This is a genomic window from Fonticella tunisiensis (genome assembly GCF_004364155.1).
GTDB lineage: Bacteria > Bacillota > Clostridia > Clostridiales > Caloramatoraceae > Fonticella > Fonticella tunisiensis.
The window spans coordinates 1-16,975 of record NZ_SOAZ01000039.1; the positions used below are offsets into that span (position 1 = coordinate 1).

Annotated in this window: 17 protein-coding genes; 9 read left to right on the plus strand and 8 right to left on the minus strand. The window is 36.2% G+C overall.

What is annotated here, in order from left to right:
* From EDD71_RS14170 to EDD71_RS14200, 7 genes are all read left to right on the plus strand, one after another.
* The coding region (locus EDD71_RS14170; RefSeq protein WP_207669358.1) for a transposase at positions 1-262 on the plus strand (262 nt) is incomplete at its 5' end.
* Positions 263-610: 348 nt separating this feature from the next.
* Positions 611-1,558, plus strand: coding sequence for an IS982 family transposase (locus EDD71_RS14175; RefSeq protein ID WP_133629391.1), 948 nt, complete (start codon positions 611-613; stop codon positions 1,556-1,558).
* 201 nt (positions 1,559-1,759) lie between these two features.
* Entirely contained in the window at positions 1,760-3,010 is a 1,251-nt protein-coding gene (locus EDD71_RS14180; RefSeq protein ID WP_133629392.1) for a PTS sugar transporter subunit IIC, read from the plus strand.
* 144 nt (positions 3,011-3,154) lie between these two features.
* Positions 3,155-4,777, plus strand: coding sequence for a gamma-glutamyltransferase (gene ggt / locus EDD71_RS14185; RefSeq protein WP_133629393.1), 1,623 nt, complete (start codon positions 3,155-3,157; stop codon positions 4,775-4,777).
* A gap of 999 nt (positions 4,778-5,776) precedes the next feature.
* Positions 5,777-6,415 carry a reverse transcriptase domain-containing protein gene (locus tag EDD71_RS14190; RefSeq protein WP_133629394.1) on the plus strand — a complete coding sequence of 213 codons (639 nt, stop codon included), beginning with the start codon at positions 5,777-5,779 and terminating at the stop codon, positions 6,413-6,415.
* 605 nt (positions 6,416-7,020) lie between these two features.
* Positions 7,021-8,265, plus strand: a complete 1,245-nt coding sequence (ltrA, locus tag EDD71_RS14195; RefSeq protein WP_133629395.1) for a group II intron reverse transcriptase/maturase — start codon at positions 7,021-7,023, stop codon at positions 8,263-8,265.
* An 82-nt stretch (positions 8,266-8,347) separates the two neighbouring features.
* Positions 8,348-8,923 carry a group II intron maturase-specific domain-containing protein gene (locus tag EDD71_RS14200; protein WP_243116480.1) on the plus strand — a complete coding sequence of 192 codons (576 nt, stop codon included), beginning with the start codon at positions 8,348-8,350 and terminating at the stop codon, positions 8,921-8,923.
* 105 nt (positions 8,924-9,028) lie between these two features.
* Here the strand turns inward: EDD71_RS14200 and EDD71_RS14205 are convergent, their stop codons facing one another.
* The 4 genes from EDD71_RS14205 to EDD71_RS16170 form a co-directional block, all read right to left on the minus strand.
* On the minus strand, positions 9,029-9,871 hold the full coding sequence (locus EDD71_RS14205; protein WP_133629397.1) for a sugar ABC transporter permease: 843 nt from the start codon (positions 9,869-9,871) through the stop codon (positions 9,029-9,031).
* Entirely contained in the window at positions 9,872-10,828 is a 957-nt protein-coding gene (locus tag EDD71_RS14210) for a carbohydrate ABC transporter permease (protein WP_133629398.1), read from the minus strand.
* A 125-nt stretch (positions 10,829-10,953) separates the two neighbouring features.
* A complete protein-coding gene (locus EDD71_RS14215) occupies positions 10,954-12,195 on the minus strand; it encodes a sugar ABC transporter substrate-binding protein (protein WP_133629399.1) in 1,242 nt (413 codons plus the stop codon).
* Between the two features lie 115 nt (positions 12,196-12,310).
* Positions 12,311-12,505, minus strand: a complete 195-nt coding sequence (locus tag EDD71_RS16170) for a DMT family transporter (RefSeq protein WP_133629406.1) — start codon at positions 12,503-12,505, stop codon at positions 12,311-12,313.
* Positions 12,506-12,912: 407 nt separating this feature from the next.
* Between EDD71_RS16170 and EDD71_RS14225 the strand changes: the two genes are divergently transcribed.
* Positions 12,913-13,209, plus strand: coding sequence for a PTS sugar transporter subunit IIA (locus EDD71_RS14225; RefSeq protein ID WP_133629400.1), 297 nt, complete (start codon positions 12,913-12,915; stop codon positions 13,207-13,209).
* Positions 13,210-13,261: 52 nt separating this feature from the next.
* Positions 13,262-14,353, plus strand: coding sequence for a DUF871 domain-containing protein (locus tag EDD71_RS14230; protein WP_133629401.1), 1,092 nt, complete (start codon positions 13,262-13,264; stop codon positions 14,351-14,353).
* Positions 14,354-14,401: 48 nt separating this feature from the next.
* Here the strand turns inward: EDD71_RS14230 and EDD71_RS14235 are convergent, their stop codons facing one another.
* The 4 genes from EDD71_RS14235 to EDD71_RS14250 all read right to left on the minus strand — a co-directional run bounded on the left by EDD71_RS14235 (position 14,402) and on the right by EDD71_RS14250 (position 16,792).
* Positions 14,402-14,632, minus strand: coding sequence for a glutaredoxin family protein (locus tag EDD71_RS14235; RefSeq protein WP_133629402.1), 231 nt, complete (start codon positions 14,630-14,632; stop codon positions 14,402-14,404).
* 181 nt (positions 14,633-14,813) lie between these two features.
* The gene (locus EDD71_RS14240) at positions 14,814-15,362 is read right to left on the minus strand and encodes a peroxiredoxin (protein WP_133629403.1); all 549 of its coding nucleotides are present in this window, start codon (positions 15,360-15,362) and stop codon (positions 14,814-14,816) included.
* Positions 15,363-15,571: 209 nt separating this feature from the next.
* Entirely contained in the window at positions 15,572-16,384 is an 813-nt protein-coding gene (yidA, locus tag EDD71_RS14245; protein ID WP_133629404.1) for a sugar-phosphatase, read from the minus strand.
* A 135-nt stretch (positions 16,385-16,519) separates the two neighbouring features.
* Entirely contained in the window at positions 16,520-16,792 is a 273-nt protein-coding gene (locus tag EDD71_RS14250; RefSeq protein ID WP_133629405.1) for an acylphosphatase, read from the minus strand.
* Positions 16,793-16,975: the final 183 nt, after the last annotated feature.

The following is a 16,975-nucleotide window of genomic DNA, read 5'->3' on the forward strand; positions in this document are numbered from 1 at the left end:
ATATTGCCTTAAAGTAAACTACAAAAATAACCATAGGTTCTTCAGCTATCCTATTAGAGGTTCAGAAAAATGGGAAAAAATTTATGATAAAAGAATCTCAATAGAAAGATGCAACAGTAGACTGAAAGATTGCTTAAATGCCGATAATTTAAGATCTTCAGGAATTGCCAAAGCTAAAACATGGGCATTGCTAAATTGTATTACATTAATTGCAGGAACAATCGCTGTAAACACAGCAAAATCAATATCCACAGCTGCTTAATACAAATTTATTAATTTTTAGTTATCCACATGTAAGTTGGATAGCTTATTAAAGTGCGTCTAAAATTACAAAAAATTATGCACAATTGAAGATTTACATAAATTTGAATTGTACAATTTCCTTTTTTATTAAATTTTATATAGTTTCGCATATAATTAATATCCCGGGATTTAATTATATATTATCTTGTTTCTACACATGTTTTTTGCAACGAAGATTTATAATGTGTTATTAACCTTACTCGTTGTGCTAGTTCATAGCACAGGAAATATTTACAAATAGAAAAAATCCAGCATATTATGTTAACTTATCATTGAAGTATGACAAACAATGATAGGAGGTCAACATATGCTGGATCTTAACAAGAAATATTTTACTACAGAAATTGAAAATCTAAAAGACTTTATTACCGTAGCCTACGTGATAATTGATGAAATTTGCCACGTAGTAGCTCCAACACATGTTAAAGAACGTAGAAATATCAAGGCTTCAAAGATGAGTGATAGTGAAATAATTACCATCAGTGTTGTTGGTGAATTGCTCACTATTTACTTGGAAAAATCCTGGTTTAACTTCTGTAAAAAGAATTTTAAAGACTTATTTCCAAGGTTTTGTGATAGAAGTAGATTTAATAGAACTCGAAGGGCTCTTTTCAAAATAATAGAGCTGATTCACAAAAAACTATCACAATTATTGGGGTATTACGATTCTACACTTGGAGTTGTAGATAGTATACCCATCCCAGTATGTCACTTTGGTAGAGCAACGTTTCATAAGATATTTAAAGGTTATGTGAGTTATGGAAGATGTCCGTCTAAGAAAGAAACTTATTACGGATTCAAATTTCATCTGCTTATTACACTAGATGGCTATATAACTGATTTCTGTCTTACTTCAGCTGATATTGATGACAGGGCTGCGCTATGGGATTTAGTAGAATCCTATCATTCAATAACTATACTTGGAGATAAGGGTTATATAGATAACCATCTTGCCTCTGAATTAAAAGCTGGAAAGGGTATAACCTTGCTTCCATTAAAGAGGAACAACAGTAAGTCTCAGTATCCAAAACAGTTAAGACGAATTATATTTAAGCTTCGTAGAAGGATTGAAACTACTGGTTCCCAGCTATCTTGTCAACTTAACATTCAAGGAGTTCTGGCAAGGTCAGTCTGGGGTCTTATCACTAGGATTAAGACTAAAATTTTAGGCCATGGACTTTGTTACTACGTAAATAAAGTATTTAATAATGAGTCTAAAGTATCTCAAATAAAAGGATTAATTTTGGTTAAATAAACCTTTTGACAATTCATAACAGTATTTTAGGAATAGTGTAACTATTTTTATTTCCATAATATTCCTAAGTCTAAAATTTTAAATTGGCACAATGAGTTAACCTTTATAATTTTGTATGCATCGATTGTTTATATTTTCTTTGCCACATTTTGTGTGCTTTTGAATTCATCAAAATCTAAAATAAAAGATGGAGGAAGTACTATGAATTCGATAATGAATTTTTTTGAAAAGTTCCTGATTCCACCTCTCACAAAGATTGGAGAGGAAAGGCATCTTATTGGTATTCGTAATGGAATGATTGTAACAGTGCCTTTTACAATCGCAGGAAGTATTTTCTTAATTATATCAGCACTTCCAATACCAGGATGGTCAGATATAATTAAGGGATATTCGGCACAGCTTTCAGTTCCTGTAAACGTTACCTTTGGAATAATATCCTTAATTGCTGCAATTGGAATCGGTTACAGCCTTTCAAGGGCATATGAACATGACCCAATAGCTGGAGCAGCCATGTCGTTGGTAGGATTTTTAACTCTTCAAATAACTCCAAAATATGAGCTTAATACAGTTTTCTTTGGATCAAAAGGATTATTTACTGCTATCGTAATTGCTATATTTGCCGTAGAAGTGCAAAAGTATTTTATAAAGCATAAATTGGTTATTAAACTTCCTGCAAATGTGCCACCTGCAATAGCAAAATCTTTTGAGGCCTTGATACCTGCAATGTTTATGATAACTTTTCTATGGGTTATAAGAGTTGTCCTTAACTTTGACCTTACAGCCTTTATTACAATGTTATTTAAACCATTTGTATTTGCTTTGAATACACTTCCTGGAGTACTTGTATATATGTTTATTAGTCAGTTGCTGTGGACAGTAGGTATCCATGGACAATCAATAATGAACTCAGTTGGTACACCTATATTCCTGCAGTTCCTAACTGAAAACGTAAATGCATTTATGTCAGGCAAACCACCAATATATATTACTGCTACAGGATTTATTCCTCAGTTTGTAAGCTTAGGTGGAGCAGGTGCTACTTTGGCCCTTGTTTTGCTTATGCTGAAGTCTAAAAATGGAGGTTTCAAAGCTTTAGGACGAGCTTCTTTGGCTTCCGGTATATTTAACATAAATGAACCAATACTCTTTGGTTTGCCAATAGTACTAAATCCAATAATGATAATACCTTTTGTTATAGTAGATTTAATACTTATAACATTAACATATAGCTTAATGTATTTTAATATAATTGGAAAGCCAATTGCATCACTTCCATGGACTATGCCTCCGATTATTGGTGGTTACTTGGTTACAGGCGGTGACTGGAAGGCTGCAGTATGGAATTTGGTAGAAATACTTATTGCAATGGCCTGCTATTATCCTTTCTTCAAAGCTGCTGAGGCCCAGAGAGAGTGTGAAAAAATAAGCAGCAATCAAAGTCTCAATGCTTAAAAATAAATATTTAATACTTATTTAACAAGTAGTATATTAAAGTCCAGGAGAGTTAGGTATCCTATTTCGCCTGGACTTATGACTTATATTCTTAATAAATTCTTGAAGATATAGAGTATTTACTAAGCCTAAGGAGGAATTGATATGAAAGTTATGCACAGAGGAGTTGTTATGAGCAAAAGAGGCATGGTATGTTCTGCTCATCCTCTTTCGTCATGGGTTGGAGCTGATGTACTAAATAAGGGTGGGAATGCAATGGATGCCACCATAGCTATGGCACTTGCAACAGGAGTTGTTCTTCCTGATATGTGCGGACTTGGAGGAGACGCATTTATGCTCTATTATGAGGGTAAAACAGGCAAGGTTTATGCAATAAATGGAAGCGGGGGGGCGCCTGCAAATGCTACAAGGGAGTATTTTGTTTCAAATGGATACAAGCGTATTCCGGGAACAGGTATGCTTTCAACTACTGTTCCCGGAGCAGTTGGAGTTTACTTTAAATCTTTAAGTCTATTTGGGAGCATGGAGTTTAAGGATTTAGCTTCATATGCCATAAAGTATGCAGAGGAAGGAATACCTGTATCACAAAAAGTTCACAGACACATGAGGATAGAACTTGAAAAGCTAAGGGCGTTTCAATCAACAGCTAAGATATTCTTGAAGAATGGGGAGCCTTATAAGCCTGGAGAAATATTAAAAAACCCTGATTATGCTAATTCTCTTAAAACTATTTGTAAGCAGGGAGAAGATTCTTTCTATAAGGGTGAGTTAGCACATAAGATACTTGATTACTCGAAATCACATGGGGGGCTTTATGAAGCAAGTGATTTTGCTGCTTATAAACCTGTTTTGTGTGAACCAATAAAAACAGAATATCGTGGATATACAGTGTACCAGACTCCACCAGTATCTCAGGGAGTCATAGTTCTTGAAGAACTTAATATTTTGGAAGGATATGATTTAAAATCCATCGGTGCTGATTGTGCAGATTCAATTCATTTAATGGTTGAATCTAAAAAATTAGCCTTTGCTGATAGAATTAAATATTTTGGTGATCCTGATTTTGTGAAAAATCCTATCAAGGGAGTGCTTTCAAAGGAATATGCTGACGCATTAAGAAAGAGGATAGATATCAACAATGCAAATTTTAAAAACTTGGATGTATGTCCATACGACTACGATGGAGATACAACTTCTATGGTTGCTGTAGATAAATGGGGAAATGCTGTTTCCTTTATACACAGCATTTCTGCAAGCTTTGGATGTGGAGAAGTAATAGAAGGCACTGGAATCCTCCTAAACAATAGGGCTGGAACAGGTTTTAATTTGACGAAAGGCCATCCTAACTGTATAGCTCCTGGTAAAAAGACAATGCATACGTTAAATACATGGCTAATAACTAAGAATGGAAAATTAAAATGGGTTGGAAATACTCCAGGTGGTGATAATCAACCCCAGTGGAACATGCAGCTAATTGTTAATCTTATTGACTTTGAAATGAATGTGCAGGAAGCTGTTGAAGCTCCAAAATGGATAGATGTTCAAAGCACAAATCCATTAGACGGTTGGGATGGAAAGACAGAACTCAGAATAGAATCTAGGATTTCAGAGGAAGTAATTAATGAATTAAAGAAGAAAGGACATAAAGTAGTTTTACTTGAACCATATGGAGCAAGCGGTGCATCCCAGGTGATAGAAGTAAATGATGATGGGGTTATGTTTGGAGGGTCGGATCCAAGAGCTGACGGATGTGCAATTGGCATATAAAGTAAATTATGGACATACAAATTGAGTTAAAAGTAATGGGAAATTTTTCTAAATGAATTTGTTTATTACTAGCTTAACAGTTTCCTAAATAAATTAAACTCTAGGTTTTAATATCTTTATAGAGTAAGCATATAAAATTTAATAATATTGCTAATATATTTATTTCACGTATATAAAATGTACTAGTGTAAAATATTTATTGATAATATAAAAATAAATTAAATTTTAATTTAATGAAAGAAATACATAAAGGTAGGCTTCTGCCTACCTTTATGTGTACGCCCAGCATGTTTGCTGAGCCGATAGGCTGAAAGAAGCCTTGTCGCCTTATGAGCGGGAAGACAACCCGTAAGCAAGGGCATAATCGGCGACGGTTATGTCTGAAGGAAGCTGAAGGGGGAACATGGAACATAGCGAGAGCGAACCTAGGGTTGGCTTATGGAGTGGGTAACCCTGCACAAAGTGGGAAAGCTCAAAAGTTGGATAACTCTTTAAGTTTGGACGGATGGGTTCATGTTCGGGCAGGCAAGCTTATCTGGGGGAAACCTGTACTATCCTGCGTTAGCAGGTAAATCTGAACAAGTGGAAACACAAGGGAAAGATGATGTAGTGCAGGCGGCAGAAGAATCCGTAGTAGTTATTAACTCTTAGCCAATGAAAGCTGGTAACAGACTGGAGGGTAAAACTAAGAGGACACCATACCTGGTTATGGTGGGATATGGATATCCAAAAGAGTTCATATTTGCGAAGAGATGAAGGAAAACTAAAGTGTATGGATTTGTTCTCTATCTGTAAAATAAACGAAGATAACTGATGCTGAAATGCTGAGGAGAACGATAATGCTGGGGTGACAAATTTCTGGTTTTATCGTCTGCGTTAAGCAGAGTAACCTATGTAGTAAGGAAGTATTGCCCAAGGTTAGAGAATCCTATGAAATAGGTGAAGAAACTGTGATTTGCAGAGAGGGGAATAACAGAAATACAGCTAAGGAGGTTCATGATGAAGAAATGGTACAGTCTTATAGACAAGGTATATAACAAAAATAATCTTTATGAAGCCTTCAAGGCAGTGAAGTCCAATAAGGGAGCCCCAGGAGTAGATGGGGAGACTATTGAAGACTTTGAAGCCAAATTAGAGGAGAACGTAGAGAAAATTCATCATGAACTTAAAACTGACACGTATTGTCCTAGGGAAGTCAAAAGAGTTTACATCGAAAAGCCAGATGGAGGTAAAAGACCTTTAGGAATACCTACGGTAAGGGATAGGGTAGTACAGCAGGCACTTTTAAACATAATGCAACCGATATTTGAGCCGGATTTTCATCCTTCAAGCTATGGATACAGACCTAAACGGTCATGCCAAAGGGCGGTAGCCAAAGCAGAAAGGTTTATGAACAAGTATGGACTTGAATACGTTGTAGATATGGATTTATCAAAGTGCTTTGACACTCTTGACCATGAACTAATACTAAAGGCTGTAAATCAGAAGATATGTGATGGGAAGATATTAAAGCTAGTAAAATCCTTTCTTAAAAGTGGATTGATGGACTATGGTATCTTTAATGAAACTGAAGAAGGAAGCTCTCAGGGTGGAGTAGTTTCTCCATTATTAGCTAACATCTACTTAGATTACTTTTAGACAAGAGGATGATGGCTAATAATATACGCAGTGAGATACGCGGATGACAGTGCGCCACGAAGGCGAGTTCATGAAGCCCAAAGGGCTACATGAAGATAGCTATGCTATACAAATGATGGTGGTAGGCCCACCGAAATCGCCATACAGGTGGAGATTTCAAACTACCTTAAGGTGCTATAGTCAAAAGCTATGGTATTGAGCGTTAAGGAAAAGGCAGTATAAAACTGTCAGGTGAGTACTAAGGAGATGAATGAACATGTGAACCACTTACGGAAATGTCGAAAGCGTATAGATTCCATCAAAACCAGGGGGTTGTCGTTAACCTGGGATAAGCCTAGAGGAAACCTGTTTACTGTCTAGGCGGTGGACGGCATAAAGGTGGCATGACTTTAGTACAGGCATTTGTATGGAACGTGGGAACTCACGGCTTGATGTTAAGAGAGTATTTCAAGCGGAAGAACCGTAAGAAAAGAGTATCAATGCAAGCATGGGGGCAGATTGAGTCGTAGTAGTGATGAAACCTCTGTAATGGAAGCGGATCGAAGGATTTCAAGTTATCCAGTTTCGAGAATAAGTCAACTTTGGAAAAAAAAGAGGAGAAACTTATGCAAGAAACAAAGCCGTTTAATATTTCAAAGAGAGCTGTAATGATGGCTTATGAGAAAGTGAAAGCAAACAAAGGAACATACGGAGTTGATGAGCAGTCTATAGAAGATTTTGAAAAGAAGTTAAACAATAACCTCTACAAAATCTGGAACAGAATGTCATCAGGAAGTTATTTCCTGAAACCTGTAAAAGCTGTAGCAATTCCAAAGAAAAACGGTGGAACCAGAATATTGGGTATTCCCACCGTTGAAGATAGAATTGCGCAGATGGTAGCAAAACTATATTTTGAGCCACAAGTAGAGACTATGTTTTATGACGATTCTTATGGATACAGACCAAATAAATCAGCAATACAGGCACTAGAAGTCACAAGGAAAAGATGCTGGAGGAAGGACTGGGTTCTTGAATTCGACATCAAAGGTCTGTTTGATAATATCAGGCATGACATTCTAATGGAAATGGTAAGGAAACACACAAATGAAGAGTGGATTATCCTATATATTCAAAGGTGGCTTACGGCACTATTTCAGATGGAAGATGGAACAATAATACCAAGAACTTCCGGTACTCCGCAAGGTGGAGTCATCAGTCCGGTACTTGCAAATCTATTCTTGCACTATGTATTTGATGATTTTATGGTAAAGAAATTTAAAACAATTCCTTGGGCAAGATATGCGGATGATGGAGTAGCACACTGCGTATCTTTAAAGCAGGCGGAATACTTACAGAGAAGATTGCAGGAACGATTTGAACAATACGGATTACAATTAAACCTTGAGAAAACAAGGATTGTATACTGCAAAGATGATGATAGAAAAGGAAATTATCCTAATATAACATTTGACTTTCTTGGGTATACATTTAAGCCTAGAGGTGCCAAGAACAAGTATGGTAAATACTTTACAAACTTTCTGCCAGCAATAGCAGAAAAAGCAAAGAAGGCAATCCGTAAGGAAGTAAGAGGATGGAAATTACAGCTTAAAGTAGATAAGGATTTGTGGGATATAGCAAATATGTTTAACAAGCGAATACAGGGTTGGATTAACTATTATACGCACTTCTATAAATCAGAAATGTATGGAGTACTTCGATATATCAACGGTTGCTTAGTGAAATGGGTCCGCAAGAAATATAAAAAGCGGAAACACAGAAGAAAAGCAGAGTATTGGTTGGGAAGTATTGGGTTAAGGGATAGAAATATGTTTGCACATTGGAAATTTGGGATATTACCAACAGCTGGATAATGGGAGCCGTATGAGCTGAGAGGTTCACGTACGGTTCTGAGAGAAACTAAGGGGGAGGTTCCCTTGGTTTACTTACTTATTGGTGTTTGCTAGAAATAAAAGCGAAGCTGGTAGATATAGAGCTTTCGCCACGAAGATACTTGAGGATGAACTTAAATTAAAGGTTAATAAGGAGAAAACCCATATAACCAGCATAAGTAAATGCGTAGCCTTTTTAGGTTTCATAATTAGAAGAAAATACATTTCTATTCATCCGAAGAGAATAAAAAGATTGAAAGATAAGATAAGAAAGTTAACACCGAGAAACAGTGGCAAGAATGTCGAAATGATGGTACAGGAAATAAACCCAATACTGAGAGGATGGGCAAATTATTTCAAGATTGCTAACTGTAAAGGAACATTTGGGGACATCATGGGATGGATACGAAGAAGACTTAGAATGAAGAAGATGAAGGAATGGAAATCCTGGAAGGCACTGCATAAGCAACTTAAAAGAATGGGGTATAAAGGAGAATTTGAGAAAATATCAATGTCGAGATGGAGAAATTCAGCATCTCCCCTTATCAATATGGCACTTCCCAACAAATGGTTTGATGAAATTAAACTGTTTGACATTTCGAAGGTTCAAGTCGGTACTTTGTATTGTTACTATGAATAGTGCAACTGAGGTTTTCGGGAGCCGTATGCGAGGCCCGCACATACGGTTCTAAGAGAGGAAAAACTCGGGATTAGCTATCCCGAGTTTACCTACTCGCTATGAGAATTACCCCTTCGTTCCTCCTGCTGTTAAACCGCTTATTAAGTATCTCTGGAATACAACATAGAGTATTGTTAGGGGCAGAGCCATAATTATGGAGCCTGCACAAAATACACCCCATGAAACTGTCTTAAAGTCAGCAGCCCAGGAGTATAGACCCTGAGCAAGGGTATACTTTGATGCATCCGTAAGGAATAAATAGGATGTTACGTAGTCAGTCCAGGGGGCAGTAAAAATAAATATTGCAGTAATTGCAAGTGCAGGTTTTGCAAGAGGAAGTATTATCCTTGTAAACACCTGGAATTTTGAGGCTCCATCTATCATGGCAGCTTCCTCGAGGGATTTTGGTATAGTATCGAAGTAGCCCTTAAGGTTCCAGACAGCAAAGGCCATGTTAGATGCAGACCATATAAGTATCAGGCTTATATAGGAGTTCTTTATTCCCAGGAATTTAATTATTAAAAGCTGTGGAATCAGGGCTGCTGTGGTTGGCAGCATCATGTAAATTACGTATGCAGCGAGACCAGCCTTTTTTCCTGGGAAATCAAACCTTGAATATGCATATGCTGATAACGTAGCCAATGTTAAAGCGAATATGGTTGTTCCAGATGCAAATATAAAGCTGTTTTTCAGCCACATTAAAAATTTAGGATGGGTTAATACCTCCATAAAGTTGTCTATGGTAGGATTCTTGGGGAATATTATAAAATCGGTGCTTACGAGGGAAACCCTTTTATCGAAAGCCGTAAGCAGTACCCACCATATTGGAATAAAGGTTAACAGAGATACTATTATCAAAAAAATGTGAGAAAACATATCTCCAATCTTCTGTTTTTGTCTGAGGTTCAATTATTCCACCCCCTCTTGAGATAGAGCCTTTGTAACCTTCATATTGATCAGAGTAATTATAATAAGTATTATTGAAACGATTACAGAATAAGCTGCTGCGAGCGAATAGGCATTCTGTCTTGTTAATACATTAAATTGATAGGTGGAAACTATTTCTGTTGCCTTGTTCGGACCGCCACCTGTAATCAGGTAAATAACGTTGAAATTTGTAAATGTCCATATGGTTCCAAGTATAGTTGCCGGAAGCATGGCAGGCTTTAATAGGGGGAGGGTGATGGAGAACAATTTCTGAAAGAAGGATGCTCCATCCATTTCTGCAGCTTCGTAATACTCCCTTGATATGCTCTGGAGGGCTCCCGTTGCAACCATTGTCATAAAGGGAAATCCAAGCCAAATGTTTGTTATAATTACAGATATAAATGCGATTTTTCCATTTCCAAGCCAATTAACTGGAGGAAGGCCAATAGTTTTAAGGAAAAGGTTGAAAAACCCAAATTGATTGTTATACATCATTTTCCAGACAAGGGCAGTAACAAACTGTGGAACAGCCCAGGGGAGGATTATAATTGTTCTATAAAACTTTTTAAACCTAAGTCCAGGTCTATTAAGCACCAGGGCTATAATTAAACCTAGAGTGACGTGGAAAAAAACGTTTATAACTGTCCACAAAAATGTTCTTAGAAGAACAATTAAAAATTCAGCGTCCAAACTTCCCAAAGCCTTTATATAGTTATTCAGCCCAACAAATTTTACTGTTCCACTTCCCATGGTATAAAGGTTCATATTGTAGAAGGATAAACCTATTCCATAAATAATTGGAAAAAGCGATATAAGAAAAACAACTAAAAGAGCAGGAGTGATATATAAATAGGCAATTTTATTTTTTCTTATCCGATTTAGTAGGGAAGTTTTTCTCACTACAATAGATGTTTCGGTGGCTGCTTTCTGTATGTTCATATTAAAATCATCACTTCCTTCAATTTATAATTTTTAATTAAATGGCAGTCACATAATTTATTGGATTTCTTTAAAAATTAAGTCTGAGAGGAATCTCAGACTTAATTTAATATTAAATTATTTGATTAATTACCCTTCATTTGCTTAATTGCTTCTATGGCTTTATCGTTTGCTGCTTTAGCTTCTGATGCTGCATCCTTTCCATTATCGATAACTGCTGCAAGAGCATCCTTTGCTGGCTGCCAGATCTGATTCATTTCTGGAGCAACGGGCATTGGAACACCCTTGGCTGCAGCTTCAGATATGAGCTTTGCTGTCCATTTGTCCATTGTTACGTTCTTGTTAGCTGCTATTGTACCAGCTTTATCATAGAATAACTTTTCAATTTCTGCACTTGTAAGGAATTTAGCAAAGTCTGCTGCAAGTGCTTTATCGGATGCTGTCTTGGGAAGGAATGCCATCTTTCCTCCAACGAATGGAGCCGAGTCCTTGCCGGTTATATCGTTCTTTGGAAGAGGAACTGCACCCCAGTTTATATTCTGAGTTTTTTCAATATCTCCAAAACACCATGGCCCATTAATCCAGAAGGCAGCTTTCTTTTCAAGGAATAAGCTCTGGGCTGTACCATAGTCTAATTGCTTTGGTATAATCTTATCCTCGTTGATCAGTTTACTCATAAATTTCATATAATCTACAAACCCTTGACTATCAAGATTTGGAGTTACTCCATCACTCTTAAGTGCACTTCCTCCAAAGCTGGTTAAGAAACCGTAAGTGTTATAGAATGTGTTGTTAAGGTCAACAACAAGTCCATACTTACCGTCCTTGGTATTATCCTTTGCCATTTTAATCATTTCGCTTATTGTTGCCGGTGGTGTTGGAACCATATCCTTGTTATATATAAGTACTACAGCTTCCATTGAAAGTGGGAATCCGTAATGTTTTCCATTAAGTGATGCTATGTCATAAACGCTCTGTATATAATCTCCTTTAACGTCTGCTACGTATTCATCTATTGGGAGGATAAGCCCGCCTGTAGCCATTGGGCCAACCCAGTCATGGGCTCCAAAGAAAAGGTCCGGACCATCCCCCGTTTGAAGTGCGGAAGTTACTTTATCCTTGAAGTTATCGTTTGGTGTGTAAAGAGTATCAAACTTAACATTTGGGTGCTTTTCTGTGTATTTTGCTATTGCTTCCTTTAATGCTTCTTCCTCTGCGCCTGTCCATGAGTGCCATATTTTTAATGTAACTTCTTTTTTGTCATCCGGCTTGTTTGTATTGGTGCTGCTGGAACAGCCTGAGAAAGCAGCAATCATAAGAACCAGTGAAAGCATGAGCGCCAATGCTTTCAATAATTTTTTATACATTTTAACCCCCCCTTAAAATACATACCCCCATGTTTTGTGAGGCATATTTTGCAATCGTTTGCATTACTTAATTAAAGTATATACTTTTCAGAAAATAATGTCAATATTAATTTTACTAATATTTGTACAATCCGCTTAAAATTTGAGATGCAACAACAAGGGTTAGGGTAACTGTAACACCATGTTTTGGTATGGTTTTGGCAACAAAGTATATAATGAGGGCACCAAATAAGCCTCCAAGGGCTCCGGAAACTAGACAAAATCTCCAATCCTTTAAAATTAATGAATTTTTTATCTGTATATAAAAAATATATTCTTTTTAATGGAAAAAATTAAAGATATTTGATATAAAATTTGTTATAATTGAAATGTAACTGATGTGAAAAATTATGCACCTTCTTTCCCAGGTGGAGATGTTAGCGTGCAGAGATGGCTTATACATATATAGGGCAAAAAATACACAAAATAAATTAATAAAGACATAAGTATGGGCAGCAGCTTAGCCTAATACAAAAATAATTGTCTAATGGTAAAACTTATATACATTGTAATGAATTTTTAAAAAGTTTATTTAAGATACTATGGACAAGCTTGCATGACTTTCTACGAAATATACAAATGATAGTTAAATTATACGTTCACTGGTATCATTCTATATTGCGGATGGATGTGGAGGCGACATTTAACCATACTAAAATGAGAGGATGTGTAAAAAGCATGAAACAGACGATTTTAAACATTATTATGTACAGCGGCGAAGCGAGAAGTCTGGCAGTTGAAGCGATACAATCTGCCAAGAAGGGAGATTTTGACAAGGCAAAGGAGCTTTTAGATGAGGCGGATGAGCAGATAGCTTCTGGGCTTGTAGAGCAGTTATACTTCATTCAAAAGGAAGCTAGTGGTGAAATGCTGGATTTTTCGTTTCTTTTAGTTCATGCACAGGACCATCTGATGAATGCCATAACATTTAAGGAGCTTGCAGAGGAATTTGTAGAGGTTTATAAAAGAAAGTGAAATAAACCTATAATGGATTAAGAGCTGCTGCTAAATTTTAAGGAGGGCTGAAATGAGAAGGATTGGTATATCTGTATATCCAGGGCATGTATCAAATGAAGAAAATTTAAAGTATATTAAGCTTGCAAGTCGATATGGTTTCAAGAGAATATTTACCTGCCTAATATCGGTTGAAAACGAAGATATGGATAAGGTTGTAAAAGAGTTTAAAGAAATGGTTGCTTTTGCAAACAACCTTGGAATGGAAGTTATTGCTGACGTTGCGCCTGAAGTGTTTCAAAAGTTTGGTTTATCATTTAATGATTTAGGTTTCTTCAAGGATTTGGGGCTTTATGGCATAAGGCTTGATATGGGATTTAGCGGGCTTGAAGAGTCAATGATGACATATAATCCCTATGGACTTAAGATTGAATTAAATATGAGCAATGGTACAAAATACTTGGACAATATCATGTCGTATAAACCTAATGTTGAAAATATACTGGGATGCCATAATTTCTATCCCCATGTTTATACGGGATTATCCTATGACCATTTTGTTAGATGCAGTAAGCAGTTCAAAGAGCTCGGAATAAGAACTGCTGCATTCGTAAACTCCCATAACGCAAAATATGGACCATGGCCAGTGTCAGAGGGGCTCTGCACACTTGAAGTTCATAGAAACCTTCCAATTGAAGTTCAAGCTAAACATTTATTTGCAACAGGGCTCATTGATGATGTCATAATAGGAAACGCCTTTGCTTCGGAAGAAGAGCTTAAGAAGCTCAGCGAAGTAAACAGTGATATGCTGGAGTTTACAGTGGAACTTGTTGACGATATACCGGAAGTTGAAAGGAAAATAGTTCTCGACGAAATCCACTTTAACAGAGGAGACGTTTCAGAATATGTTGTAAGATCCACTATGACAAGAGTTAAGTACAAGGGACATGATTTTCCACCATTTAACACGCCAGACATTAAAAGAGGCGACATTCTTATAGATTCTTCATTATATACAAGATATGCAGGAGAACTTCAAATAGCTCTCAAGGATATGAAAAACAGTGGAAAAACGAATGTCGTAGGAAGGATCGTGGATGAAGAAATATTCCTTTTAGATTACATTGAGCCATGGAGCAAGTTTAAATTCGTTGAAAGGAAATAGATGATATATTAAAAACCTCCCGGATTTTTAGCAGGGAGGTTTTTAATATTACAGGTTTAAGAGATTTTTTATTCTATCCTTGTCAAATCCAAGAATTTCTTCTCCATCGATTATTATAAGTGGAACTGACATATAACCTTTCTTCATAAGGGTCTTTCTAGCTTCCATGTCCTTTGAGATATTATGTTCAGTATATTCAATGTTGTTCTCCTTGAAATATTCCTTTGCAGCATGGCAGAAGTGGCAAGTGTCACTTGTGTAAATTTCAACTTTTGCCATCATTTATCCCTCCTTTTTAAAGATTAAGTTTTAGTTCGGTTATTATTTATTATACCGAATCAACAACAATACTATAGCTGGTAATTCTATTGGTAGATAGATTTACATTAAATAGTCTTGCAAATATGATTTTACCATAACATGGTTAACAAATAAACCGGCAGAGTAGCCGGTTTATTTGTTAAAGAGTTGGATCTCCAGGCTGCCAGTCAATTGGGCACAGTCCACCGTTTTTAAGTGCTGCTAGTACTCTAAGTGTTTCATCAATACTTCTTCCTACATTGAGATCATGGACAACGGAATACTTAACAACTCCTTCAGGATCAATGATAAAGAGTCCCCTAAGAGCAACTCCGTCTTCCTCAACAAGCACTCCGTAGTTTCTTGCAACTGTCTTTGTAAAATCTGATGCAAGCGGGAAGTTTAGTCTTCCAAGGTCGCCCTTTATCCAGGCCTTATGTGAATGTTCGCTGTCTGTACTTACTGCAAGGAGCTCTGCACCCATTTTTTTGAATTCCTCATAACGCTTGCTGTATCCGGTGATTTCTGTTGGGCAAACGAATGTGAAATCAAGTGGATAGAAGAACATTACAAGCCATTTTCCCTTGTAATCTTCAAGGTTTACGGTAATAAACTTTTCTCCATCTCCACTGACAGCCTTCATTTCAAAGTGTGGAGCCTTTCTTCCTACGATTCTTTCGTATCCTTTTGTTGTGTTTATGTTATTCATAATTTTACCTCCATATGTAGTATAGTGTAATCAATAATTATTATTAATTAATAATTATTGTAATTAAATTATATGATAGTTGAAAGTGTTTTTCAAGTAGTTTAGTAAAATTTTTTGGATAATTTTATATAAAATACTGTTGTGGATGTGAAATATTCCTTATAAATAAGTACAATCGGACATGCATTAGCATGTCCGATTGATACGCTTTATGATGCCTGTGATAGTATAAACTTTTTAATTACGTGTGCTACCCCGTCTTCTTCATTTGTCCTTGTTACATAGTCTGCAATCTTTTTAACCTCAGGGAATGCATTTCCCATAGCTACTCCAAGGCCTGCATATTTTATCATGTGTATATCGTTGCCTGCATCCCCTACACAAATTACTTCATCTTTGTCTATTCCAAGTGCCTTTGCGAGTGTTTTAACACCTGCACCCTTATTTACCTTCTTATCTAAGAATTCAAGGTAAAAACCTTCACTTCTAACTACAGTGTATTTTTCATATACCTCTTTAGGAAGATTTGCAACCACTCTGTCAATAATTTCTGGCTCGTCTATAAACATTATTTTAACTATGGTTGTGCTGCTGTCCAGGGAGTTGAAATCAACTATTTCAAGGGGGATGTCATTAGAATCTGCCTCGTATTGTGTGTACTTACTGTTTCTAGGTGCTATGACCCTATCAGGTGTAAGAGCATGGATATTTACATCCAGCTTTTTACTCAAATTGTAAAGATATTCAACATCTCCAATGCTCATAGTTATTTTGGATATAACTTCACCTGTTCTGGTATTCTGAACAAGGGCACCGTTATATGCGATTACATAATCATCTTCATCCAAAAGATTAAGATCCTTTACATAACGTAGAATTCCCTTAAGGGGCCTTCCAGAGGCAAGTACAACCTTTACACCCATTGATCTTGCCTTTTGAATAGCCTCATAATTTTCACTTGATATTTTTTTATCTTTATTTAAGAGCGTTCCATCCATGTCCAGTGCTACTAATTTATACATAATAATACCTCACCTATTCTTATTTATCATAAGCCATTATATCAAAAAAATGCTGAATTTTAAAGATTTAGAGGTTAATTTAGCAAAAAATAAAGAATATGGAAACTCATGCTATGCAAGTTCCTGCATATTCTTTTAATATTTAATTCTGAAATTTCTGTATCCTTCAAGCCTATCTATCTTTTCAATATCTACAAAATCGATTTTTGAAAAGTGGTTTCCCTTTTTAACTGCAGCTATGAACTTATCCATATTTTTTTCTTCGCCTTCTGCGTCGACTTCTACAGTGCCATCTTCATTATTTCTAACCCATCCGGTTATACCGTTATATCCAGCATGGAGCTGAACGTGATAGCGAAAACCTACTCCTTGAACTCTGCCGTGTACAATTATGTGATAACGAACCATATAATCATACCCCTTTTTGAAAAAGTTTATTATAAATTATAACCTATTGTTTTGTATTTTTCAAAATATAGGTTTCAAATTATAAAATTCTTAAATTGCAATATTAAATGCAACACCCCGTGAAAAAATCATGTAGAATAGGGTTAGTGTAAACCATACTTAACCTTAAGCCCATCTTAATTA